Genomic DNA, 21,103 nt, shown 5'->3' on the forward strand with positions numbered 1-21,103 from the left:
ATCCATGATGCGCTTTGCTTTTTTGGGAAGTGGCAGCGAAGGCAATTCGCTGCTGATCGAGGCCGGCGAGGGTGCGTCCGTGACGCGTGTGTTGCTCGACTGTGGCTTCGGCATCAAGGAAACGGCGCGTCGTCTTGAGCGGCTGGGTGTATCGCCCACGCAACTCGATGCGGTGCTGGTCACCCACGAGCATGGGGACCATGTGGGCTCTGCCTACGCGTTTGCCGCGCGCCACAAACTGCCTGTCCATACGAGTCACGGCACCTGGCTGGCCACTTCGCATATGCGTGGCGCGGACCAGGCCGACGTGCGGGTATGTTGCGCCGATCACGTGTTTTCGGTGGGTGCCCTTCAGATCCATCCCTATACCGTCCCGCACGATGCGCGCGAGCCGCTGCAGTTCGTGCTGACCGATGGCGATGCCCGGCTTGGTGTGCTGACCGATGCCGGCATGGAAACGCCCTACGTCACGGCACGGCTGGCAGGCGTCCATGCGCTGGTCCTGGAATGCAACCATGACCGCGACATGCTGGCCAACTCGGTGTATCCGTGGTCGCTGAAGCGGCGAATCGGGGGCGACTTCGGCCACCTGGCCAACGATATCGCGGCCGGCATCCTGTCGCAGGTGACCCACGCAGGCTTGTCGCGCGTGGTGGCGGCGCACCTGAGCAAGCAGAACAATACCCGCGAACTGGCTGCGGGCGCGCTGGCCACGGTGCTGGGCGTACTGCCTGATGAAATTCTGATCGCGGATCAGGAAGAGGGGTTGGGCTGGCAGCCCGTGCGGGCATAATCGGCGAGCGCCGATCCCGCTAATAGAGCGGCGTCAGATAATCGCCAAAACAAAAAGCCGACCCGAAGGTCGGCTTTTTGTTTTTCGGAAAGATCCGATTACTGCTTGGCAGCCGGAGCCGAAGCGTCAGCAGCCGGAGCCGAAGCGTCGGCAGCCGGGGCCGAAGCGTCAGCAGCCGGAGCAGCAGCTGCAGGAGCCGAAGCGTCAGCAGCCGGAGCAGCAGCGGCGGGAGCCGAAGCGGCGGTATCAGCAGCGGGGGCAGCGGCTTCTTCCTTCTTGCCGCAAGCGGCCAGAGCAACAGCAGCCAGCAGGGATGCGATCAGGAGAGACTTCTTCATTGTTCGTCCTTTAACTTTTAATAAAACGAAAACAGGCGATGAATAATTACCGGTAATTATCGCTCTTGTACTGCAAATATGAGGCCCTCCCGGGTGCCGACAGTGCAGTGGTCCACAGTACTAGCCAGCGGGCGATTATATCCGCGTTTTCCCGCCTTGTGTATAGGCGAAATATGCCGGTTCATTCTGTTACGCAAAATTACACACGTGCCGGCGCGATCTGCAACCAGCCTTCCATGGCCCAATCGTGAAATGTGTCCATGAGATCGGGAAGTGCCGCGCACGCAGCCATTTCCTCGGCCGTCAGCTGGCGCATGTCTGCCAGGCGCCGCAGCCATTTCGCCAGGGCTGGCGGCGGTTCGTACGCTTCGCCGTTCAGGAAGAAGTTCGTACGGTCGTAGAGCGCAATGGAGCCCGGAGCAAGGACCACGCCATGCGCCTTGGCCAGCTTCGCGTATTGCTTCAGGCTGATCTCAGCGATCTCCTCGAACTGCACCGACTGCTTGGGCTCCGACAGGTACGACCCGAGGAATTCGGACACCATGCCCTTGTCCCATTTCAGCGCCTGCAGCCGGTCGGCGACAGCGCGGGCCAGGCCGGGGGGCAACTGGGCCGGGGTGGCCGTGGCGGCCTCGCCAGCGTCGGCGTAGCGGCCGTCCAGCGCTTCGTTGCCCTCGACCGTTTCAGACAGCCATGCCAGGAAGTGGCCAGCCAGCTCGCGGTAGGCGGGGGCGCGGAACCCGATCGACGCCGTCATGCATTCCCCTTCGGCAATGCCGTCGTGGGCGTACTGCGGCGGCAGGTAGAGCATGTCGCCGGGTTCCAGCACCCATTCCTCTTCGGCGCTGAAGTCCGAGAGGATTTTCAGCGGCATGTCAGGAATCAGATCGAGCTTCGTCTGTGACGAAATGCGCCAGCGGCGTCGGCCCGATACTTGCAGCAGGAAGACGTCGTAAGAATCGAAGTGGGGCCCCACGCCGCCGCCATCGGTGGCGTAGCTGATCATGACGTCGTCGAGCCGGGCGTCGGGCACGAAGCGGAACTGGCTCATCAGTTCGGCGGCCGCCCGGGCGTGGAGGTTCACGCCCTGCACCAGCAGCGTCCACTTGCCGGTCTTGCGTGACGGCAGGTTGTCTTCGGCGAACGGGCCGTGTTCGAGCTTCCAGCGGTTGCGAAAGTACGACACCAGGCGCGATTCCACATCGTCCCGATCGGCCAGTTCAAAAAGCGATTCGCGCGACACAGGGGGCACAATTCCGGGCACGGCCTGTCGAATCAGCAACGGTTTGCGGTGCCAGATGTCACGCATGAATGCCGCGGGCGTCATGCCCCCGAGCAGCGTGAGCGGTGCGTCGGGATCAATGGGGCCCGCAGGCAGGGCCTGCGCGTATAATGCGGAATCGCTCATGGAGTCAAGAATTGAAAATCGCTAAGAACACGGTGGTGTCCGTTGTGTACAAGCTGTCGGACGCGCAGGGCAATCTCATCGAGGAATCCGATGAGCCCATGGTCTATTTGCACGGCGGGTATGATGGCACGTTCCCCAAGATCGAGGAAGCTCTCGACGGCCACGATGCCGGTTTCGAGACCCAGCTCCAGCTGGAACCCGATGACGCGTTCGGCGACTACGATGCCGAACTGGTGAAGGTCGAACCGCGCGACCGCTTTCCCGAGCCGCTGGAAGTCGGCATGCAGTTCGAGGGCGTGCCCGAGGACGGTGACGACGAGGATTCGATCATCTACACGGTGACCGATGTTGCCGAAGACAAGGTTGTGCTGGACGGCAACCACCCGCTGGCCGGCATGGCGCTGCGCTTCTGGCTGAAAGTGTCCGAGGTGCGTGAAGCCACCACCGAGGAAGTGGAACACGGCCATGCGCATGGCGCCTCGGGCATCGAAGTCGTCGACGAAGACGAGGACGATGGCGGCGAGGCAGACAGCCCGCGCACGCTGCACTGACTCGATACGGATCCCTGCCAGTCGAGCGATACGCGACAGGTCATCGCGAATTGGGAAAAGCCGGCATCTGCCGGCTTTTTTCATTTGGATTCCCGGACGCTGGCCGATGTATGACGCAGGTCAATTCCGCAGGTCGTCTGGTTGGCGCTAGTTGGGCTTCGGCCCATCCTGCAGCTCCACCTGGAACACGGATCGCGTGCCGGGTGTGACGGTCAATTCGACCCAGCGCGAAGGATTGCCGATGGGCAACGCCACGCGCGTGAAGTTTCCGACGACCTTGCCGGCTGTGTCGCGCAACGGCTTGTCGACGCTGAAGCCACTGTCGCTGGCATGTACGAGCAGTACCTGGCCCGGAAACTTCACGGTCAAATCGCGTAGTTGTTTCTTGAATTCAAGGTAGCCATCGCGCGTGCCACGTCGCAGGAATCCGTCGAACAGCGATGGCTTGCCGCGCTTCTCCCAGCCGTTGCCGAACATCGGGTCGGCGTGGACCACCACCAGAACGCCTGGCAGATCGCGCTGGGTAGCCACCGAGAATGCCCGGTGCAGCCATTGCCGGTTGGCCTCTCGGCGGTCTTCGAACTCGCCGTTGCGGCCACCTTCGCTGCGATAGTGATTGTTGTCCCCGGGCAGGTTCAGTCCGACCACCATCACGTTGCCTTCCACCAGTCGCACGTTTTCGCGAAAGCTGCGAAACATGGCCTGGTCCGACTGCCGCACCACGGGGATCGTGCGTCGACCGAGCGTGGTATCCATCGGAAAAAACAGCTCGCGTAGCCGGTTCAGGCGCTCGACGGCATCGAATTTGCCGTTGACCGGCTTCTGGCATTCTGCCCAGTCAGTTTCCCCGGGGACATACAGCAATGGCGCGGGAGAGTCGTCAAGCGCGCGGTGTCGCGCGCCCAGCACCGCGTCTCCGCAGGATTCCGTGTCCCCCTTGATGCCGCCGGCATGCACGATCAGCGCGACCTGTCGCGCGTTCATCTGGGCGAACAGTGCCGCCAGATCCGCTTCCGCCGCTGGCCATTGCGGCACGTCGGCGATCAACGCCATGCGCGTGGGCTGCACGGCAGGTGCCGGTGGCGGCGAAACCTTGCCGGGGCGCGCCGCCAGGGCAGCGCCCGGTGTCGTCAGGCAGACGTAGCCCACCAGGACGGCCGCTGCCAGGGCCAGGCGTCCGGAGCCGTGCGCTGCGCTCATGCCTGCGCGGCAGATTCCGCAATGGCCTTGAGCCGGTACAGCGCCTCCAGCGCGTCGCGCGGCGACAGGTTGTCCGGATCGATGGCGGTCAGCGCCGCCAGCGCTTCCCTCGCGGCCGCCTGTTCGACTGCCTGCTCGACCGATGCGGAGGCTGGACCCGACACGGTGTCGTCGTCGTCGGGAGGCGTGGCCGGTGCCGCGAACAGGTCCATCTGCGGCGTCGGCGTGGCATCGGCCGATTGCTGCTCCAGCCATGCCAGGTGCTTGCGCGCGGCGCGAATCACGGGTTGCGGCACGCCCGCCAGTTGCGCGACCTGCAAGCCGTAGCTCTGGCTGGCCGGGCCGTCCTGCACGGCATGCAGGAAGACGATGCCGTCGCCGTGCTCCACGGCGGACAGATGGACGTTCGCCGCCTGCGGAAACTCCTGCGGCAGTTGCGTCAGCTCGAAATAGTGCGTGGCGAACAGCGTGTGGCTGCGGTTGTGCGACAGCAGGTGGCGCGCAATCGCCCACGCCAATGCCAGGCCGTCGAAGGTCGACGTGCCCCGGCCGATTTCGTCCATCAGCACCAGGCTGGACGGCGTGGCGTGATGAAGGATGCCCGCCGCCTCGGTCATTTCCACCATGAAGGTGGAACGTCCGCCGGCGAGGTCGTCGGCCGCCCCGATCCGCGTGAAGATGCGGTCGATCGGGCCGATCCTGGCTTGCCGCGCCGGCACCCACGCGCCCACGCACGCCAGCAGCACGATCAGGGCCGTCTGGCGCATGAATGTCGACTTGCCGCCCATGTTCGGGCCGGTGATCAGCAGCAGCTTGCGCGCCTCGTTGAGCTGGCAGTCATTGGCGATGAACGCGATCGACTCCGCAGCCAGTTGCCCCTCCACCACCGGGTGCCGGCCCTGTGCGATATCGACCACGTTTTCGCTGACCCGCTCCGGCTGGGTCCAGTCCAGCGTGCGGGCGCGTTCGGCCAGCGTGGTCAGCACGTCGAGCCGCGCCAGGGCACCCGCCACGCGTTGGAGGCTGCCGATGTGCGGCAACAGCGCCTGCAGCAGTGCTTCGTAAAGCTGCTTTTCGCGTGCCAGGGCGCGGTCCTGCGCGGACAGGGCCTTGTCTTCGAAGGCCTTGAGTTCCGGCGTGATGTAGCGTTCGGCGTTCTTCAGCGTCTGGCGGCGGCGATAGTCGTCCGGCACCTTGTCGGCCTGGCCGTTCGTCACTTCGATATAGAAGCCATGCACCCGGTTGTACTCGACGCGCAGGTTCGAGATGCCGGTGCGTGTGCGCTCACGCGTTTCCAGTTCGATCAGGAACTGGCCGCAGTTTTCGGAGATGTCGCGCAGTTCATCGAGCTCGGCATCGTAGCCGCGCGCGATCACGCCGCCATCGCGGATCACTGTCGATGGCTCCTCGGCCACCGCGCGCGTCAGCAGCGACAGGCAGTCAGCCGGCACTTCGAGTTCGTCGATCGTTTGCGCCAGCAACGGCGATTCGTGCGCGGCGCTGACGCTGGCCTGGACGGCGGGCAGCGCGCCGAGCGTGTCGCGCAGCGACGACAGGTCTCGCGGCCGCGCCGACAGCAGCGCCAGCCGGGCCGTGACCCGTTCGACATCGCACAGGCGGCGCAGCGTGGCGCGCACGGTTTCCGGGTCTTGCGCGATCAATACGCCAATGGCCTGCTGACGGGCACGCGGCAGCGCCGGGTCGCGCAGCGGGTGATGCAGCCAGTGGCGCAGCGCGCGGCTGCCCATCGTCGTCGAGCAGGTGTCGAGCAGCGAGAACAGCGTCGGCGATTCACCGCCACGCAGCGTTTCGGTCAGTTCGAGATTGCGCCGAGTCGCGGTATCCAGGCCGACGAACTCGGATTCCCGCTCGACGGTGACGCCCTGCACGTGGCGCAGCGATTGCCCCTGCGTGGTGGCGGCATAGTTGAGCAGCGCGCCCGCCGCGCCCAGGGCAGCGCCCAGTCCGGTGCAGCCGAATGGCTCCAGGCTGGCCACGCCAATCTGCTCGCGCAGCCGGCGCGTGCCGGCGTCCTGGTCGAAGTGCCATTCGGGCAGGCGGGTGCGGGCACACTCGAGCACGGGCAGATCCATGCCGTCGGCATACAGCAGTTCAGCCGGGCGGATGCGTTCGAGCTCGCGCGGCAACTGGGCGGCATCGCATTCCATCAGGCGCAGTTCGCCGCTGGCAAGGTTCAGCCACGCCAGGCCTGTCTTGCTGACGCCGCGGCGCGTGGTCTGCTGGTGTACGGCCATCAGATAGCTGTCGGTCTTGTCGGGCAGCAGCGCCGCGTCGGTCAGCGTGCCCGGCGTGACGATACGTACCACCTTGCGCTCGACCGGCCCCTTGCTCGTAGCCGGATCGCCAATCTGCTCGCAGATCGCCACCGATTCGCCAAGTTTGACCAGGCGCGCCAGATATTGATCGACCGAGTGGAACGGGATGCCCGCCATGCGGATCGGCACGCCGCCGGACTGCCCGCGCGACGTCAGCGTGATGTCGAGCAGGCGGGCAGCCTTCTCGGCGTCGTCGTGGAACAGTTCATAGAAATCGCCCATCCGGTAGAAGAGCAGCGTGTCCGGATGGTCCGCCTTGATGCGCAGGTACTGGAGCATCATTGGCGTGTGCTTTTCAGCCTTGTCCGACTTGCCGGATTTGCCGCCGCGCGGCGTGGCGCCTTCGGCGGCGGCCAGTGCTTCGGCCGACAGGACGGCGTCGCCGGCGGCGCGGATGTCGTCATCGCGCGGCGTGTCGTCGGGCGAAGTCGTGGACAGGTTGGAAAGGGCTTCAGCGGACATGCATTCCTCTCGGGCGGCGCCACGGTGGGGCCGCCGGTATATCGGTTGCCGCGGGTGGGCAGGCAGGCTGTCGGGCGGACGCGCGGGGCGTTCCCGGCATCACCAGCCTGTTCGGGCTCGCGGCGCAAAGCGGCATTTTACCGCCAGCCCCTCTCGGAACCTCGTTCCCGATTCTCATTTTTGCTTGGGAATTCGGGGCCTATGCGCAGGCTCATGCGTCACCGGCCATGGCTTCCAGCGCGGCGCGCGCCAGAAATCCGCTGCGTGTTTCGTGGCGGGCACCGACGAAGGTGTCGATCTTGTGCAGCACGAAGCGGGGCAGGCTGATGTTGATGCGCTCTGGCCGGTTGTCGAGCATGGCCAGGTCGACGTCGGCCAGGGCCCAGATGGCGCCGGCGAATTCGGGCCGCTCCGCCAGTTCGGCGATCGGCGTGGCCGTCAGTGTGACCGCCTCGCCCAGAGACAGCAGCACCTCGAAGTGGCTGATGATGGCCTCGCGCGCATTGCGGATGGCGTCCTCGACCGTGTCACCGGACGAATAGCAGCCCGCCACGTCGGGCACCGTCACCCCGTAGATGCTTTCGGGGTCCTTGTGAATGGCAATCGGAAATTCCATGTCGTTGCTCTCCATGCTTTGTGCGCCAGTCATACCAGCCGGGCCGTCCTCATGATGCTGCGTACGGTGCCGGTGGGCAGGTCCTTTTTCGGATGCGGCACGGTGACGATCTGCGCGCGCGACGGGTGCTTGTAGGTGAGATGACTGCCCTTGCAGCGCACCAGGCGCCATCCCTCACGTTCCAGCAGGCGGATCAAGGCCATTGAATGCAAAAGTGCCTCCTTCAGGCGATCCGTGTGTAAATATACACACGATGATGAAGGGGGCGCAAGCGATTTGTTATGGAAGGAGACTCTATGCGGCGCCGGTCAGGAAGTCTCGGGCCGGATTCTCAAAATGCGTCGGCTACGACGAGATTTGTCACCCGCCTCGTCAACGCGCTGCAAACTTGTCAGTCGCGACTGCGGCTATCCGGACATTTCCGACGAAAACTGTCACTTCGCAAGCGAAACCGGCCTGGCATGGTTCGTGGATGGATCAGGCGTACCGGCACGCAGAGGCCGGCAACAAGACGGGTCGCAACATGAAAAAAGCAACGACGGGAAAATGGCCGGGGAGGGCCGCGGCAGGGGTCCCGGTGGGGTGCATGGCCTGGCGGCCATCGCTGCGCCGTGGATTCGCGCTGATCGAACTGATGATCGTGGTGGCGATCGTGGGCATTCTTGCCGCGATCGCCATTCCGACGTATCAGGATTTTGTGGTGAAGTCGGAAATCGGCCGCGCCTTCTGGGAGGCCTCGGCGTACAAGGTTCCGGTGGAAGAACGCCTGCAAGACGGCCAGAACACCTTTCCGGACCCGGTCGCGTCGCTCGGCTACGTGCAATCGCAGCTGACCGCCACGCCCAACCGGTTCGCGTTCAATGCGGACGGATCGGGCAGCATTGTCGTCACGCTCGATGGTGACGTGCATCCGGCGCTCAGGGGCACCCGCCTGACGGTGGGCCGGCTGGCTGGCGGCACGTGGAACTGCGCTGTCCGGGTCGGCAGCGACGCCGTGACGGCGCAGCACCTGCCAACCGCGTGTTCGCTCGATTCCGCCGGCCAGGGGCCGGCTTTATCGAGCTGCGCCGTTTTCTTATTCGCCGATCGGCTTCAGCGACGGCTTGACGTTATCCAGCGAGAACGGCGACAGCAGGCGCACCATCTGGGCGAAGGCCTTCGGGTTGCCGGCCAGCACCTCGCCTTGCTCCATCTGGCGCGATTCGCCGTTGTAGTTGCCCACCAGGCCGCCGGCCTCTGTGATCAGCAGCATGCCCGCGGCCATGTCCCACGGCTTCAGGCCGCGTTCGAAGAAACCGTCCAGGCGGCCGCATGCCACATAGGCCAGGTCCAGCGCGGCGGCGCCCGGGCGACGCAGGCCCGCGCAGCTGCGCGTCATCAGCGCGAAGATTTCAAGGTATTCGTCCATGCCTTCGAGGTCACGGAACGGGAAGCCCGTGCCGATCAGGCAGTCGGCCAGCTTGTCGCGGCGCGTGACGCGGATGCGGCGGTTGTTCAGGAATGCGCCGGCGCCCTTGCTGGCCGTGAACAGTTCGTCGCGCGTGGGGTCGTAGACCACCGCCTGCGACGGCACGCCCTTGTGCAGCAGGCCGATGGACACTGCGTATTGCGGAAAGCCGTGGATGAAGTTGGTGGTGCCGTCCAGCGGATCGATCACCCAGGTGAATTCGTGCTGGTCGTCGCCCTCGGCCCAGGATTGGCCGGACTCTTCCGCTAGAATGGCGTGCTCGGGGTAGGCGGTGCGGATGATCTCGATGACGGCGGCCTCGGCCGCGCGATCGACTTCGGTCACGAAATCGTTGTGCTGTTTGCGCGAAACGCGGACCAGATCGACGTCGATCGACGCGCGGTTGATGATGGATCCCGCCTTGCGGGCCGCCTTGACGGCGATATTGAGCATCGGATGCATGAATCTCTCCAGGGGCCGCGCAGGACGATGATTCGCAGCAGCGGCATCCGCCGGCAATGGACGGTTGGCGCGCGAACCGCCCGGCAGTGGCCGAACAGCACAACGGATTGTAGAAGAACAAGGGGCGTCGCCTGGCTGGGCGCCGCACCGCAATTGGAAGGCGCCATTGTATAGGAACCCGGCCCGCTGTACGAGCCGACGGCGGCAAACGCCGCGGCAGGGGCATCCCAGATGACTGAAGCATTGAATTCCCAGGCTGAACGCATTCCCGTAGCGACCACTGAAAGTGTCGCATCAGGCATTTTCTCGCGCGTGCGCGTGGTGCTGGTGGAAACCAGCCACCCCGGCAACGTGGGTTCGGTGGCGCGGGCGATGAAAACCATGGGCTTTGGCGGGCAGCCCGGCAGCCTGGTGCTGGTGTCGCCGCGCGAGCCCGGCGTGCTGACGCATCCGGATGCCGTGGCGATGGCCAGCGGCGCAGATGACGTGCTGGCCGGCGCCCGTATCGTCGACGATGTGGAAAGCGCGCTGGCTGGCACGGCGTTCACGGTGGCGATGACCGCGCGACAGCGCGAATTCGGCCCGCCGCGGCTGTTGCCGCGCGCCGCCGCCGCACGGGGCCAGGCGATGCTAGCGGCCGATGGCGGGGGCATCATTGCCTTCGTATTCGGCAACGAGCGTTACGGATTGCCTAACGAGGCGGTACTGCGCTGTTCGGCCGTGACCCATATCCCCGCCAACCCCGCGTACGCGTCGCTGAACCTGGCGCAAGCGGTGCAGCTGATCGCCTACGAAATGCGGCTGGCGCTGCTGGAAGCCGAGCCGGCGCAGGCAGAGGCGTCGGACGGCATGCCGAATATCGGCTATGCTGGTGAGCCCGCCACGGCGGAACAGGTCGAATCGATGTTCGGCCATCTCCAGGCGGGGCTGGTTGCCATCGGATTTCTCGATCCGGACAACCCGCGCAAGCTGATGCCGCGTCTGCGGCGAATGTTTGCCCGCGCCGGGCTTGAGCGCGAAGAGGTCAACATCCTGCGCGGCATCGCCAAGCGCATGCTGCTGGCGCGCGACGGTGACGAAGGTGCCGCCCGGCACGGCACGCAGAAAGACGGCAACAAGGAAGGCTGAACCGTGATTTCCATCCCGGCATACGACATGCGCAGCAACGCCATCGGCCCCGCCCCCGGCCGGAGCGGCGTTCGCGCGCGTGTCGGTCAGCCGGCGCGATGTTGAAGCCGTCGCGACCCGAAAAGCCCTGATGGCCTCAGGGCCCGGCGGCAGGCGTACAAATCTCTTACACTCCCTGCTCGCACGCGCCCCGGCCGTCCCCCAAGCAATCAAGAAGCACAAGACCGGCTCCTGACCGCGCCGGCGACCGTTTGCACGTTGTGCGAACGGCGCATCGGCGCGGCAACACGACACGACGAAGATGTTCACTCGCCTGAAGGAAGATATCGATGCCATCATGCGGCGCGACCCCGCCGCACGCAGCCGCCTGGAGGTGCTGACCTGCTATCCGGGGCTGCACGCCGTGATTTTTCACCGCGTGGCCCACGCGTGCTGGGGCAGCGGATTCCACTGGCTCGGGCGCTGGATCTCGCACTGGTCGCGCTGGCTAACCGGGATAGAGATCCATCCGGCGGTCAGGCTTGGCCGCCGCGTATTCATCGATCACGGGATGGGCGTGGTGATCGGGGAAACCGCCGAAGTTGGCGACGACTGCACGATCTACCAGGGGGTGACGCTGGGCGGTACGTCGCTTTACAAGGGCCAGAAGCGCCATCCGACGCTGGGTGCCGGCGTGGTGGTCAGTGCCGGGGCCAAGGTGCTGGGCGGATTCGTGGTGGGTGATGGCGCCCGGGTGGGCTCGAATGCCGTGGTGCTCAAGCCGGTGCCGCCGGGCGCCACCGCCGTGGGCATTCCGGCCCGCATCATCATGCCCGACGCGCCACCGCAGCAGCAGGGCGCGAAGCAGGAATTCTCGGCCTACGGCATCACGCCGAACGCCGACGATCCGGTATCGCTGGCGCTCAAGAGCCTGATCGACAACGCGGCCAAGCAACATGACCGCATCGAGGCCGTGCTGGCCGCGCTAGACCGGCTCGGTGAGCATCTCGAGAACACCCCGAACGACCGCTTCGACGCGAGCGAACTGCGCAAGCTGATGAAATAGGCGTCCGGGCGACGGACTGGCACGCCGTGCGGCGCGGCACGGATCGCGGGGCGGACGGCATCGTCAGTCCACCTGCGGCAGCAACGTAAAGCCGCCGGTATCCAGCTGCAGCACGGCCGCGCGCGGGTGGCGGCCATCGAGATCCCAGTCGGTCAGCACCCAGCGGTCGCCCCGTGCGTGCGCGTGGCGGGCCGGCCGGTGCGTGTGGCCGTGGATCAGGGTAGGGGCGCCGCTGGAAGCCAGCAGCGCATCTACGGCAGCGGGGGCGGCATCGCCATAGTCGGGCCGCGCGGCGCCTTCCGGCTGGCCAGACCGGCCCGCCTCGCTGTCGGCGCGCAGCCGGCGCGCGATCTTCAGCCGGGTGGACATCGGCAGGGCCAGAAACAGCCGCTGCACCCAGCCCTTGCGGGTCCAGTTGCGGAAGCGAATGTAGCGCGGGTCGTCGGTGCAGAGCATGTCGCCGTGGCTCAGCACCACGCGTTGCCCGGCGCAATGGATAACCGAAGGGTCCGGCAGCAGCGTGCCGCCTGCCGCGTCGGCAAAGCGCCGGCCAATCAGGAAATCGCGATTGCCGTGCATCAGGTAGACCGGCACGCCGGCGTCGGCCAGCCGGCGCAGGGCCGCCGCCACGTCGGCCGCGAACGGTGTCTCGGTCTCCTCGTCGCCCACCCAGAACTCGAAGAAATCACCCAGGATGAACAGCGAGCCCGCCTGACGGGAAGCCTGGTCCAGCACGCGCTGGAAGGCGGCCAGCGTGCGCGGCATGCCGGGGGTCAGATGCAGGTCGGAAATGAACCACGCCGGCGCCTGCACCTCGATCGGTGCGGCCGCCGGCGTGCGGTGGGATGCGGTCATGCGTGTCGGAGGGGTGTGTTCACCGCGAGCGGCATGCCGCCATCGAAAGGAACGTTGCCGTCGGGTTATTCGACGATGGTGGCCTTCTGGATCACCACGTCCTCCATCGGCACGTCCTGGTGGAAGCCCGAGGTGCCCGTGCGCACGCCCTTGATGGCGTCCACGACGTCGGTGCCTTCCACGACCTTGCCGAACACGGCATAGCCGAATCCTTGCGGCGTGGGCGAGCTGAAGTTCAGGAAGTCGTTGTCCACCACGTTGATGAAGAACTGGGCCGTGGCCGAATGCGGCGCGTTCGTGCGGGCCATGGCAACCGTGTAGCGGTCGTTCTTCAGGCCATTGCCGGCCTCGTTCTCGATCGGGGCATCGGTGTCCTTCTGCTTCATGCCGGGCTCGAAGCCGCCGCCCTGGATCATGAAGTTCTTGATCACGCGATGGAAGACCGTGTTGTCATAGTGGCCCTTGCGCACGTACGACAGGAAGTTCTCCACCGTCTTGGGGGCCTTTTCGGCGTCCAGTTCGATCGTGATGACGCCTTGCGTCGTTTGGAGTTGTACCTTGCTCATGGGTTACCTCTGTTCGGTGACGGTTATGGCCGCGCGCGATGCGCGCGGTATTACTTGGTGACGACGGTGGCGGACTCGATCGTGATCGGCGCGGCCGGCACGTTGCGCATGGCGCCGTAAGCCGTGGTCGGGGTGGTCTTGATCTTGTCGATCGTGTCCATGCCTTCCACCACCTTGCCGAATACGGCATATCCGTTGCCATCGGGCTGCGGGTAGTCGAGGTTCGGATTATCCACCACATTGACGAAGAACTGCGCGGTTGCGGAATTCGGATTCGACGTGCGCGCCATGGCCACCGTGCCGGCCTTGTTCTTCAGGCCATTCTGCGCTTCCAGCGGAATCGGTGCGCGGGTGGGCTTTTCCTTCATGTCGCGGTCGAAGCCACCGCCCTGCACCATGAAGCCGTTGATCACGCGGTGGAAGATGGTGCCGTTGTAGAAGCCGCTCTTCACATATTCCATGAAGTTCGCGACCGTCTTCGGGGCCGCGTCGGGATACACCTCGATGGTGAACTTGCCGGCGCTGGTGACGAATTGCACACGCTCGGTCTTCTGGGCGGCGGCCGGGCTGGCACCCTGGGCCAGGGCGGCGAGCGGGGACAGTGCGGCGGTGGCGGCCACCAGGCCAGCCAGGACGATGCGGCGGGAAAGGGTCATCTCTGGAACTCCGTCTTGCGATGCAGGTGAGCGGTTCGGGCAGGAGCCGGCGAAGATGACGCCGGCATTGCACGGGTGTCTAGCGGGCCGCCGGCGCGCTGGCCGGTGCCTTGCGCGAACGTGGGGCTGCGGCCGGCGAAGAAGCCGGCGCCGGGGCTGCCGCAGGGGTCGCGCCCAGTTGGCGCAGGCCCGCAGCGGCGCGCGCGTCGGCCGGGTTGCGCCGTACGGCGTCGCCATAGGCCTTTTCGGCCAGGCGGCGGTAGACGTCGCCCAGGTTGCTGTAGGCGATGGCGTAGTCGGGCTTGGCGTCGATGGCCAGCAGCAGTTCGGCCTCGGCACGCTTCAGGTCGCCGCGTTTGGCGTAGAGCAGGGCCAGGTTGTTGTGCGGTTCGGGCAGTTCGGGGAAGTCCTGTGCCATTTCGGCAAAGGCCTGGATGGCCTGGTCGTCATGGCCCGCCTGCGCCATGGCCCATGCGCGCTGGAAGCGGGCCTGGGCGTTGCGCGGGTTGGTGGCCAGCACCTTGTCGAAGCCCTTGATGGCCTCGTCGTAGCGTTTGTCGTTGACGGCCTTCTGCGCAGGGACCATGCCGGGGTCCGTGGACACCACGCCGCTGGGCGGGGCCGGCGGGGCGGGCAGGGATACGGGCCCGTTCTGCGCCAGGGCCGGGGCCGCCGCCAGGGCTGCCGCCATCGCCAGCGTGCCGACGGCGGCACGGAGGGCGGACAGGCCGGCGCCGCGGCGGGCCGTTGCAAGGATGGTGGAAGGCAGAAGCAGGCTCATGTAAGGGCGGTCCGTTATACTCCGCGGCATTCTAGCAAAGCGGCACGGCGTGCAGGACCCGGCGCAATGCCGAGACCCGCCCGAGGCCGGCCCGACAACCTTCCGGTAAGATATGGGGCCCGTGCGCCATGGCGCGCACCGCATCGTCACCCAATCACATCGCTCCATGCAGCAACTGAACATCTACAACACGCTCGCGCGTGAGAAGCAGCCTTTCGTGCCTATCGAACCGGGCAAGGTCCGCATGTACGTGTGCGGCATGACCGTGTACGACTACTGCCACGTGGGCCACGCACGCGTGATGGTGGTGTTCGACATGGTGCATCGCTGGCTGCGTGCCGCGGGCTACGATGTGACGTACGTGCAGAACATCACCGATATCGACGACAAGATCATCCGTCGCGCCGCCGAGAATGGCGAGACCATCGGCCAACTGACCACGCGCTTCATCCAGTACATGCATGAGGACGCCGCCGCGCTGGGCGTGATCCGGCCCGATTATGAGCCGCGCGCCACGGAATTCGTGCCGCAGATGCTCAATATCATCGAAAAGCTCGAAGCCAGGGGCCTGGCGTACCAGGCCGCCGACGGCGACGTGAACTATTCGGTGCGCAAGTTCCCGGGCTACGGCAAGCTGTCCGGCAAGTCGCTGGAAGACCTGCGCGCGGGTGAGCGCGTCAGCGCCAACGACGCCAAGCAGGACCCGCTGGACTTCGTGCTGTGGAAATCGGCCAAGGAAAGCGAGCCGCCCGAGAGCAAGTGGGATTCGAAGTGGGGCAGCGGCCGCCCGGGCTGGCACATTGAGTGCTCCGCCATGAGCTGCACGCTGCTGGGCGAGCACTTCGACATCCATGGTGGGGGCGCCGACCTGCAGTTCCCGCACCATGAGAACGAGATCGCGCAGTCGGAAGGCGCCAGCGGCAAGCCGTTTGTGAACATGTGGATGCACAACGGCTTCGTGCGTATCAATGACGAGAAGATGTCGAAATCGCTAGGCAATTTCTTCACGATCCGCGAAGTCCTGAAGCAGTACGACCCCGAGGTCGTGCGCTTCTTCATCCTGCGCGCGCACTACCGCAGCCCGCTGAACTACAGCGACGCCCACCTGGACGACGCCCGCCATGCGCTGACGCGCCTGTACACGGCGCTCAAGGAAACGCAGCCCGGCGGTTGCGCCGTGGATTGGGCCGAGCCGCACGCGGGGCGTTTTGCCGACGCCATGAACGACGACTTCAACACGCCGATCGCCATGTCGGTGCTGTTCGACCTGGCCAGCGAGGTCAATCGCACGGGCTCGACCCAGGCCGCCCACCAGCTCAAGGCGCTGGCCGGCACCCTGGGCCTGCTGGAGCGCGACCCGCATACCTTCCTGCAGGGTGGGGCGGTAGCCGCCGATGGCCTGAGTGCCGAGCAGATCGACGCGCAGATCGCCGCGCGCCGTACGGCCAAGGCCGCGCGCAATTTCGCCGAGGCGGATCGCATCCGCGCGGAACTGCTGGCTGCCGGCGTGGTGCTCGAAGACAAGCCAGGCGGCGCCACCGAGTGGAGGCGTGCTTGAACGCTGCCGCGCGCAAGCCGAAGGCCGCTGCCGTGGCGCCCAGGCCCGCCGGCAAGACTGCGGCCAGGCAGGCGCCCAAGGTACCGGCGAAGGCACCCGCCGCGGCCAAGGCCGCCGGCAAGTCGCGCAAGCCAGACCTGCCCGAGGCGCAGGCCGTTCCGCTGCCGGTGGAAACAGTGGTCGACGCCGTGCGGCCGGCCTATTGGGACGAAGCCTGCGCGGACCTGATGAAGCGCGACCGTATCCTGCGCAAGATGATTCCCACGTACGGGCCCGCGCACCTGGTGTCGCGCGACGATCCGTTCATTACGCTGGCCCGCTCGATCGTCGGCCAGCAGATTTCGGTCAAGGCTGCCCAGTCTGTCTGGGAGCGCCTGGTGACGCTGTGCCCGCGCTTGACGCCGGCCCAGTTCCTGAAGGCCGGTACGGAGCAACTGGCCGGCTGTGGCCTGTCGAAGCGCAAGGCCGAGTACATTACCGACCTGGCCGAGCATTTCAAGGCCGGCACGGTCCATGTCAAGGAATGGGCCGGCATGGACGACGAGGCGGTGATCGCCGAACTGACCCAGATCCGCGGCATCGGCCGCTGGACGGCCGAGATGTTCCTGATGTTCAATCTGATGCGTCCCAATGTGCTGCCGCTCGATGACGTCGGGCTGATCAATGCGATCTCGACCAATTACTTCAGTGGCGAACCCGTCACGCGAAGTGAAGCGCGCGAGGTGGCAGCCAACTGGGAGCCGTGGCGCACGGTGGCCACCTGGTATATGTGGCGCAGTCTGGACCCGCTGCCAGTGACGTATTAGTTACTGGATCGGGCAGCTTGCAGTAGTGACGGCGTTGATTCTTGCCAAAAATGTATAAGAATCAACATATTGGGCGGCGGATTTCTGGATTTTTTCCGGTAGAATGCGCCCCTTCACAGACAGGTCCGCGTTTTTATGAAAACCACCTTCCTGGATTTTGAGCAGCCGATTGCCGAGCTCGAGGCAAAGATCGAAGAACTGCGTTTTGTGCAGGACGATTCGGCTGTCGATATTTCCGAAGAGATTTCGCGGCTGGCCGGCAAGAGCCAGCAGCTGACCAAGGATATCTATGCCAACCTGACCCCGTGGCAGGTTGCGCAGATCGCGCGTCACCCCCAGCGACCGTACACGCTGGACTACGTGCGCGAGATCTTCACCGACTTCCATGAACTGCACGGCGACCGGTCTTTTGCCGACGATCTGTCGGTCGTGGGCGGCCTGGCGCGCTTCAATGGCCAGGCCTGCATGGTCATCGGCCACCAGAAGGGTCGCGACACGAAGGAACGCGCGCTGCGCAACTTCGGCATGTCGAAGCCCGAGGGCTACCGCAAGGCCAAGCGCCTGATGGAACTGGCCGACAAGTTCGGCCTGCCGATCTTCACGTTTGTCGACACGCCGGGCGCGTTCCCGGGCATCGACGCCGAGGAGCGCGGCCAGTCGGAAGCCATCGGCCATAACCTCTATGTGATGGCCGGCCTCAAGGTGCCGCTGATCGCCACGATCATCGGCGAAGGCGGTTCGGGCGGTGCGCTGGCGATTGCCGTGGGCGACGTCGTGCAGATGCTGCAGTTCGCCACGTACGCCGTGATCTCGCCGGAAGGCTGCGCGTCGATCCTGTGGAAGACCGCCGAGAAGGCGCCTGAAGCCGCCGAGGCGCTGGGCCTGACCGCGCATCGCCTGAAGGCGCTGGGCCTGATCGACAAGATCATCAACGAGCCGCTGGGCGGTGCGCATCGCGATCCGAAGGGCATGGCGACGATGCTCAAGCGCACGCTGGCCGAATCGCTGCGCCAGTTCCAGGGCATGAGCGTCAAGGAACTGCAGGCTCGCCGCCACGAGCGCCTGATGGCCTATGGCAAATTCAAGGAAACCGGCGCCCAGGAGTGATGTGAGCGCCGAAGACGCGACGCGCCTCGTCGCGCGTCTGACCGACAAGGTCGCACAGGCTGTCCAGGCCAGTGCGGCCTTTGTTGTTTCTGAGGCCGAGTGGCCCTTCACCGTTGCCGTGGCGTTGTCCGGTGGCCGCGATTCGGTGGCGCTGCTGCACGCGGCACGCGCTGCGCTGGCTGAGGCATGGCCGCTGGCGCGCGTGGTGGCGCTGCACGTGCATCACGGCCTGCAGGCCCAGGCCGACGACTGGGACCGTTTCTGTGCCGCGCTTTGCACCGACCTGCGGGTGACGCTGGCCAGTACGCGCGTGACCGTTCAGCCTGCGGCCGGCGAGGGCATCGAGGCTGCCGCACGGCGTGCGCGGCACGCGGCACTGGGCCGGATGTGTCGCGAGCAGGGCGCCCGGCTGCTGCTGTTCGCCCATCATCGCGACGACCAGGTGGAAACGGTGCTGCTGCGGCTGTTTCGGGGCGCCGGCGTCGCCGGCATGGCTGGCATGCCCGCCAGCCGGCCGCTCGACGCGCTAGGTGAATCCGATGGCGAGGTCTGGCTGCTGCGGCCCTGGCTGGATGTGCCCCGCGCCGACATCGATGCCTACTGCGCGGCGCACGGCCTGCGCTGGATCGATGATCCGTCGAACACCGACACGCGCTTTGCGCGCAATGCCCTGCGCGCCCAGTTGCCGGCGCTGCTGCAGGCGTTTCCTGGCCTGTACGACAACGTCACCCAGGCGGCTGCGCATTTTGCGCAGGCGGCCGGCATGCTCGACGCTCTGGCCGCACAGTCCCTGGCCAGGCTCGTCTGCAGCGGCCGTGACGCCGATACCCTTTCCGAACTGGACCTCGCGGGCCTGCGGGCCTTGCCGCCCGAGCATGCCGATGCGGTGCTGCGGCTCTGGCTGCGCGACCTCGGCGCCCAGCCGCCATCGACGGCGCGCCTGGCCGCCATGCGCACCCAGCTGATCGAACATGAAGGCGGCGAGCCGGCTATCGCGCACGATGGCCTGGTGCTGCGCCGTTTTCGAAGCCGCGTACTGGCCTGCCATGCCGTGCCGGCCGGCGTGCCGGCGCCGTTCGCGTTCGAATGGCGCGGCGAGGCACGGATCGTGGTGCCGGCCTGGCGCGGCGAACTGCGCTTTGACCGGGATGACACCTTCGGCGTGCCGGAGGCCGTGCTGCGGGCGCCGCTGCGGCTGGCGGCCAGGGCAGGGGGCGAACGCATCGTGTTGCGCCCGGGCGGACCGGCACGGGCGCTGAAGCAGGCGTATCAGGAGGCAGATGTCCCCGCCTGGCGACGCGCCCATCTGCCGCTGCTTTGGAGCCGCGACACGCTGGTGCTGGCGGCAGGGCTGGGCATGCATCGCCGCTGGCCAGCGGATGCACCCCACGCGCCGCGCTGGCGTGTCGCGTGGATATCCCTGCCGGATCTGGCGGATCTGGCTGATTAGACGGGCGCCTGGCCGATAAATGGGGACAGATATAATTCCGCATGTGAATTTTCCTCACATAAAAATCACGTCAAATGAATGACGTTTTTGCGGGATTTTCGCCCGTTCGGCCTTTACGCTTAGCCACTCTTCGTGTAATTTCATCGGCTTTGCACAATCGCTGGCGTCGACAAGAAGATGGCTCTCATCGTTCACAAATACGGCGGCACTTCTATGGGTTCCACGGAACGCATCAAGAATGTCGCCAAGCGCGTGGCCAAGTGGCACCGCGCAGGTCACCGCGTTGTCGTGGTGCCTTCGGCCATGTCGGGCGAGACCAATCGCCTGCTTGGCCTTGCCAAGGAAATCTCCGCGCAGCCGGACCCGCGTGAACTGGACATGCTGGCCTCCACGGGCGAGCAGGCCAGCGTGGCGCTGCTGGCCATCGCGCTGCACGGCGAAGGCATCGACGCGGTCAGCTATACCGGCTGGCAAGTGCCGGTGAAGACCGATTCGGCCTTCACCAAGGCACGTATCGAGTCGATCGATGACGAGCGCATCCTCGGCGACCTGGATTCCGGCAAGGTGGTGGTCGTTACCGGCTTCCAGGGCATCGATACCGAAGGCAACATCACGACGCTGGGTCGCGGTGGCTCGGATACCTCGGCCGTGGCCATCGCCGCCGCCATCGAGGCGGACGAGTGCCTGATCTATACCGACGTGGACGGCGTGTACACGACCGATCCGCGCGTGGTCGAGGACGCCCGCCGGCTGGATCAGATCACGTTCGAGGAAATGCTGGAAATGGCCAGCCTGGGCTCGAAGGTGCTGCAGATCCGCTCGGTGGAATTCGCCGGCAAATACCGCGTGAAGACCCGCGTGCTGTCGTCGCTGACCGACCCCCTGATGCCGCTCGAACAGGAAATGCATTCGGGCACGCTGATTACTTTTGAGGAAGAGTCTGAAATGGAAGCAGCCGTCATCTCCGGCATTGCCTTTGCCCGTGACGAGGCCAAGATCACCGTGCTGGGCGTGCCGGACAAGCCGGGCATCGCCTACCAGATCCTGGGCCCGATCGCCGACGCCAACATCGACGTCGACATGATCATCCAGAACCAGTCCGTGGACGGCAAGACCGACTTCACGTTCACCGTGCCGCGCGGCGACTACCAGCGCGCGCTGACCATCCTGAACGACAGCGTGAAGGCCCATATCGGCGCCGCCAGCGTGTCGGGCGACCCGAAGGTGTCGAAGGTGTCGGTGGTGGGCGTGGGCATGCGCTCGCACGTGGGCATCGCCAGCAAGATGTTCCGCACGCTGTCCGAAGAGGGCATCAACATCCAGATGATCTCCACGTCGGAAATCAAGATCTCGGTGCTGATCGACGAGAAGTACATGGAGCTCGCCGTGCGCGCGCTGCACAAGGTGTTCGAGCTGGATCAGGCGTGATCCGCTTGTGAATATTCTGGCGCGGCAGGATTGCTGCGATATTTGTCACGGGTCGCGAGAAATTCGTTGACCAGTTGAGACTGCCTAGCTAGAATACGCGCTCTGTTGTG

At 65.7% G+C, this 21,103-nt stretch carries 20 protein-coding genes and 1 pseudogene; 10 read left to right on the plus strand and 11 right to left on the minus strand.

Features of this window, described 5'->3' with window-relative positions; translation table 11 throughout:
- The first annotated feature begins 4 nt into the window (after window positions 1-4).
- Window positions 5-793, plus strand: a complete 789-nt coding sequence (locus tag D9X30_RS23955; protein WP_153948907.1) for an MBL fold metallo-hydrolase — start codon at window positions 5-7, stop codon at window positions 791-793.
- 98 nt (window positions 794-891) lie between these two features.
- On the opposite strand, the gene D9X30_RS23960 is transcribed toward D9X30_RS23955, so the two are convergent.
- Together D9X30_RS23960 and D9X30_RS23965 are read right to left on the minus strand one after the other, a co-directional pair.
- Window positions 892-1,131, minus strand: a complete 240-nt coding sequence (locus tag D9X30_RS23960; protein ID WP_082926518.1) for a hypothetical protein — start codon at window positions 1,129-1,131, stop codon at window positions 892-894.
- 199 nt (window positions 1,132-1,330) lie between these two features.
- Entirely contained in the window at window positions 1,331-2,539 is a 1,209-nt protein-coding gene (locus D9X30_RS23965; protein WP_194946557.1) for a ribosomal protein uL16 3-hydroxylase, read from the minus strand.
- A gap of 11 nt (window positions 2,540-2,550) precedes the next feature.
- Here D9X30_RS23965 and D9X30_RS23970 point away from each other — a divergent pair, with 11 nt between their 5' ends.
- A complete protein-coding gene (locus D9X30_RS23970; RefSeq protein ID WP_153948906.1) occupies window positions 2,551-3,090 on the plus strand; it encodes an FKBP-type peptidyl-prolyl cis-trans isomerase in 540 nt (179 codons plus the stop codon).
- A 147-nt stretch (window positions 3,091-3,237) separates the two neighbouring features.
- On the opposite strand, the gene D9X30_RS23975 is transcribed toward D9X30_RS23970, so the two are convergent.
- From D9X30_RS23975 to D9X30_RS23990, 4 genes are all read right to left on the minus strand, one after another.
- The gene (locus tag D9X30_RS23975; RefSeq protein ID WP_194946556.1) at window positions 3,238-4,290 is read right to left on the minus strand and encodes a hypothetical protein; all 1,053 of its coding nucleotides are present in this window, start codon (window positions 4,288-4,290) and stop codon (window positions 3,238-3,240) included.
- Window positions 4,287-6,908 carry a DNA mismatch repair protein MutS gene (mutS, locus tag D9X30_RS23980; RefSeq protein ID WP_228771000.1) on the minus strand — a complete coding sequence of 874 codons (2,622 nt, stop codon included), beginning with the start codon at window positions 6,906-6,908 and terminating at the stop codon, window positions 4,287-4,289. Before mutS ends, D9X30_RS23975 begins: the two co-directional genes overlap by 4 nt.
- A gap of 391 nt (window positions 6,909-7,299) precedes the next feature.
- Window positions 7,300-7,704 (minus strand): type II toxin-antitoxin system HicB family antitoxin, encoded by a 405-nt coding sequence (locus D9X30_RS23985; RefSeq protein WP_153948905.1) that lies wholly within the window; start codon window positions 7,702-7,704, stop codon window positions 7,300-7,302.
- A gap of 29 nt (window positions 7,705-7,733) precedes the next feature.
- Window positions 7,734-7,916 carry a type II toxin-antitoxin system HicA family toxin gene (locus D9X30_RS23990; protein ID WP_153948904.1) on the minus strand — a complete coding sequence of 61 codons (183 nt, stop codon included), beginning with the start codon at window positions 7,914-7,916 and terminating at the stop codon, window positions 7,734-7,736.
- A gap of 422 nt (window positions 7,917-8,338) precedes the next feature.
- On the opposite strand from D9X30_RS23990, the pseudogene D9X30_RS29740 reads away from it, so the two are divergent.
- Window positions 8,339-8,716 (plus strand): annotated as a pseudogene (locus tag D9X30_RS29740) (pilin); the annotation flags it as partial.
- A gap of 63 nt (window positions 8,717-8,779) precedes the next feature.
- On the opposite strand, the gene D9X30_RS24005 reads toward D9X30_RS29740, so the two are convergent.
- Window positions 8,780-9,613 carry an inositol monophosphatase family protein gene (locus D9X30_RS24005; protein ID WP_153948903.1) on the minus strand — a complete coding sequence of 278 codons (834 nt, stop codon included), beginning with the start codon at window positions 9,611-9,613 and terminating at the stop codon, window positions 8,780-8,782.
- 231 nt (window positions 9,614-9,844) lie between these two features.
- Between D9X30_RS24005 and D9X30_RS24010 the strand changes: the two genes are divergently transcribed.
- Window positions 9,845-10,741 (plus strand): RNA methyltransferase, encoded by an 897-nt coding sequence (locus D9X30_RS24010; protein WP_153948902.1) that lies wholly within the window; start codon window positions 9,845-9,847, stop codon window positions 10,739-10,741.
- A 301-nt stretch (window positions 10,742-11,042) separates the two neighbouring features.
- Complete coding sequence (gene cysE / locus D9X30_RS24015) at window positions 11,043-11,786, plus strand: serine O-acetyltransferase (protein ID WP_153948901.1); 744 nt, start codon at window positions 11,043-11,045, stop codon at window positions 11,784-11,786.
- Window positions 11,787-11,849: 63 nt separating this feature from the next.
- On the opposite strand, the gene D9X30_RS24020 is transcribed toward cysE, so the two are convergent.
- From D9X30_RS24020 to D9X30_RS24035, 4 genes are all read right to left on the minus strand, one after another.
- Window positions 11,850-12,641: a UDP-2,3-diacylglucosamine diphosphatase gene (locus D9X30_RS24020; protein ID WP_153948900.1), complete on the minus strand. Its 792-nt coding sequence runs from the start codon at window positions 12,639-12,641 to the stop codon at window positions 11,850-11,852.
- 65 nt (window positions 12,642-12,706) lie between these two features.
- Window positions 12,707-13,207, minus strand: a complete 501-nt coding sequence (locus D9X30_RS24025) for a peptidylprolyl isomerase (protein WP_153948899.1) — start codon at window positions 13,205-13,207, stop codon at window positions 12,707-12,709.
- Between the two features lie 50 nt (window positions 13,208-13,257).
- Window positions 13,258-13,863 carry a peptidylprolyl isomerase gene (locus tag D9X30_RS24030; protein WP_153948898.1) on the minus strand — a complete coding sequence of 202 codons (606 nt, stop codon included), beginning with the start codon at window positions 13,861-13,863 and terminating at the stop codon, window positions 13,258-13,260.
- Between the two features lie 79 nt (window positions 13,864-13,942).
- On the minus strand, window positions 13,943-14,644 hold the full coding sequence (locus D9X30_RS24035) for a tetratricopeptide repeat protein (RefSeq protein ID WP_153948897.1): 702 nt from the start codon (window positions 14,642-14,644) through the stop codon (window positions 13,943-13,945).
- A gap of 166 nt (window positions 14,645-14,810) precedes the next feature.
- Between D9X30_RS24035 and cysS the strand changes: the two genes are divergently transcribed.
- The 5 genes from cysS (at window position 14,811) to D9X30_RS24060 (ending at window position 20,993) form a co-directional block, all read left to right on the plus strand.
- On the plus strand, window positions 14,811-16,202 hold the full coding sequence (gene cysS / locus D9X30_RS24040; protein WP_153948896.1) for a cysteine--tRNA ligase: 1,392 nt from the start codon (window positions 14,811-14,813) through the stop codon (window positions 16,200-16,202).
- Complete coding sequence (locus D9X30_RS24045) at window positions 16,199-17,008, plus strand: DNA-3-methyladenine glycosylase family protein (protein WP_153948895.1); 810 nt, start codon at window positions 16,199-16,201, stop codon at window positions 17,006-17,008. The genes cysS and D9X30_RS24045 overlap by 4 nt, the downstream gene beginning before the upstream one ends.
- A gap of 135 nt (window positions 17,009-17,143) precedes the next feature.
- A complete protein-coding gene (locus D9X30_RS24050) occupies window positions 17,144-18,115 on the plus strand; it encodes an acetyl-CoA carboxylase carboxyltransferase subunit alpha (protein WP_153948894.1) in 972 nt (323 codons plus the stop codon).
- A complete protein-coding gene (gene tilS, locus D9X30_RS24055) occupies window positions 18,081-19,565 on the plus strand; it encodes a tRNA lysidine(34) synthetase TilS (protein WP_153948893.1) in 1,485 nt (494 codons plus the stop codon). The genes D9X30_RS24050 and tilS overlap by 35 nt, the downstream gene beginning before the upstream one ends.
- 177 nt (window positions 19,566-19,742) lie before the next feature.
- Entirely contained in the window at window positions 19,743-20,993 is a 1,251-nt protein-coding gene (locus D9X30_RS24060; protein ID WP_092596136.1) for an aspartate kinase, read from the plus strand.
- Window positions 20,994-21,103 lie beyond the last annotated feature (110 nt).

Source organism: Cupriavidus sp. U2, assembly GCF_009663685.2.
GTDB classification, from domain to species: domain Bacteria; phylum Pseudomonadota; class Gammaproteobacteria; order Burkholderiales; family Burkholderiaceae; genus Cupriavidus; species Cupriavidus necator_C.

Bases quoted from the DNA above. Each gene is read 5' to 3' on its own strand.
- D9X30_RS23955 (WP_153948907.1), top strand. From the start codon at position 5: ATGATGCGCTTTGCTTTTTTGGGAAGTGGCAGCGAAGGCAATTCGCTG.
- D9X30_RS23960 (WP_082926518.1), bottom strand. From the start codon at position 1,131: ATGAAGAAGTCTCTCCTGATCGCATCCCTGCTGGCTGCTGTTGCTCTG.
- D9X30_RS23965 (WP_194946557.1), bottom strand. From the start codon at position 2,539: ATGAGCGATTCCGCATTATACGCGCAGGCCCTGCCTGCGGGCCCCATT.
- D9X30_RS23975 (WP_194946556.1), bottom strand. From the start codon at position 4,290: ATGAGCGCAGCGCACGGCTCCGGACGCCTGGCCCTGGCAGCGGCCGTC.
- mutS (WP_228771000.1), bottom strand. From the start codon at position 6,908: ATGATGCTCCAGTACCTGCGCATCAAGGCGGACCATCCGGACACGCTG.
- D9X30_RS23985 (WP_153948905.1), bottom strand. From the start codon at position 7,704: ATGGAATTTCCGATTGCCATTCACAAGGACCCCGAAAGCATCTACGGG.
- D9X30_RS24005 (WP_153948903.1), bottom strand. From the start codon at position 9,613: ATGCATCCGATGCTCAATATCGCCGTCAAGGCGGCCCGCAAGGCGGGA.
- D9X30_RS24010 (WP_153948902.1), top strand. From the start codon at position 9,845: ATGACTGAAGCATTGAATTCCCAGGCTGAACGCATTCCCGTAGCGACC.
- cysE (WP_153948901.1), top strand. From the start codon at position 11,043: ATGTTCACTCGCCTGAAGGAAGATATCGATGCCATCATGCGGCGCGAC.
- D9X30_RS24020 (WP_153948900.1), bottom strand. From the start codon at position 12,641: ATGACCGCATCCCACCGCACGCCGGCGGCCGCACCGATCGAGGTGCAG.
- D9X30_RS24025 (WP_153948899.1), bottom strand. From the start codon at position 13,207: ATGAGCAAGGTACAACTCCAAACGACGCAAGGCGTCATCACGATCGAA.
- D9X30_RS24030 (WP_153948898.1), bottom strand. From the start codon at position 13,863: ATGACCCTTTCCCGCCGCATCGTCCTGGCTGGCCTGGTGGCCGCCACC.
- D9X30_RS24035 (WP_153948897.1), bottom strand. From the start codon at position 14,644: ATGAGCCTGCTTCTGCCTTCCACCATCCTTGCAACGGCCCGCCGCGGC.
- cysS (WP_153948896.1), top strand. From the start codon at position 14,811: ATGCAGCAACTGAACATCTACAACACGCTCGCGCGTGAGAAGCAGCCT.
- D9X30_RS24050 (WP_153948894.1), top strand. From the start codon at position 17,144: ATGAAAACCACCTTCCTGGATTTTGAGCAGCCGATTGCCGAGCTCGAG.
- tilS (WP_153948893.1), top strand. From the start codon at position 18,081: ATGGCAAATTCAAGGAAACCGGCGCCCAGGAGTGATGTGAGCGCCGAA.
- D9X30_RS24060 (WP_092596136.1), top strand. From the start codon at position 19,743: ATGGCTCTCATCGTTCACAAATACGGCGGCACTTCTATGGGTTCCACG.